General features: G+C 45.9%; 1 protein-coding gene. It reads right to left on the reverse strand.

Going from position 1 to position 1,193, the window contains the following annotated elements:
• Positions 1 to 81: 81 nt before the first annotated feature.
• On the reverse strand, positions 82 to 1,029 hold the full coding sequence (locus R8N28_RS25825; protein ID WP_169610052.1) for a TDT family transporter: 948 nt from the start codon (positions 1,027 to 1,029) through the stop codon (positions 82 to 84).
• Positions 1,030 to 1,193: the final 164 nt, after the last annotated feature.

The raw sequence follows: 1,193 nt of genomic DNA on the forward strand, positions 1-1,193 counted from the left end.
CGTCGGTAACTTCATGGCGAAGTTTACGGGTTAATACTTTGTTGATAGTGATAAAAAACGGCCTCTTAATGAGGCCGTTTTTTATGCTTGTTTGGTCGGGGTTCTTAAAATTTCTGGCCAGTACATTTTCACATAACCTGCCGATACCCAAACAACCAATACAGTCGCGATACTGAGTTCTAAAAAGCCGAAATCGTGTAACCAATGCCATTGAGGATGAGATTGTGCGAAAAAAGAGGTTAATCGGTGCATCGCAATGGCGCTGATGACTGAAGGAAAAGTCACCGCTGCAATCGAGGGTTGGAACTTCAATCGAAGTAAGCGGAAATAACATAAGTAGATCAGTAGCGTCATTGTGATCGCGATCCCCGCCAATGCGCCCGTCAGAATAGGGTCGGGTTGGGGAAAATTCACTAAATAAGCTGCCAGTGACAAGTTAACGGGCGCGGCCATAATCGCAAGCGTTGGTCTTGCTCGTCTTGGCAGTGAGCCAAAAAACACCAAGCGATACAACACCAGTGGTAGCATAAAGAAGTAAATGCCGATACACATGATCGCGAGGGTTTCGGAAAACAGATTATGACCGAATTGCGAACCAGCCAACGAGCTACTGATTAATCCAACAGGGTAGAGAAACCAGCTCGGGACGATGTTCGACATTTTGAAGTTCATGAGCTGGAAGCCAAAAAACAGCACCATCATTGTAAAATGAAGCAGTACAGCTAAACACCAAAGGGGATAGGCAATGAGTGGTGCAACCGACGCGAGATAATCGGTCAGGATCAATAATGCCATACTCATTGGTGCCATTAAACTACCACTTAACGGGTGCTTAATATCCGCCATAAATAGGCGAGGATTGGTGGCGTACTTAATCAGAACGGGAGCGAGCAATAACGCGCCAAATGAAGCCAGAAAAGGACGAATTGGCGTACCAATATCGGGAACATAGAGCGCCCACGCTTGGCCAAGCCCGATCATACCCAGTGCCAGTGCCGCTTGAGAAGGTGGGACACTATAAAACTGCACAAGTCTTTTCCAGTTCAAATCTACTCCGAATTGATTTTGCCCGAATGAAACGAAAAGTGATGTTTAAAACCAAATTATCTTTGGCTGCTTTGCGTGTGAAAATCGCGAACGGTGTGGAATCAGATCGTTGATTTTCTTCATCTTAGCCTGCTGCTGCCTTGCAT

The organism is Vibrio sp. Vb1554, from assembly GCF_033344235.1.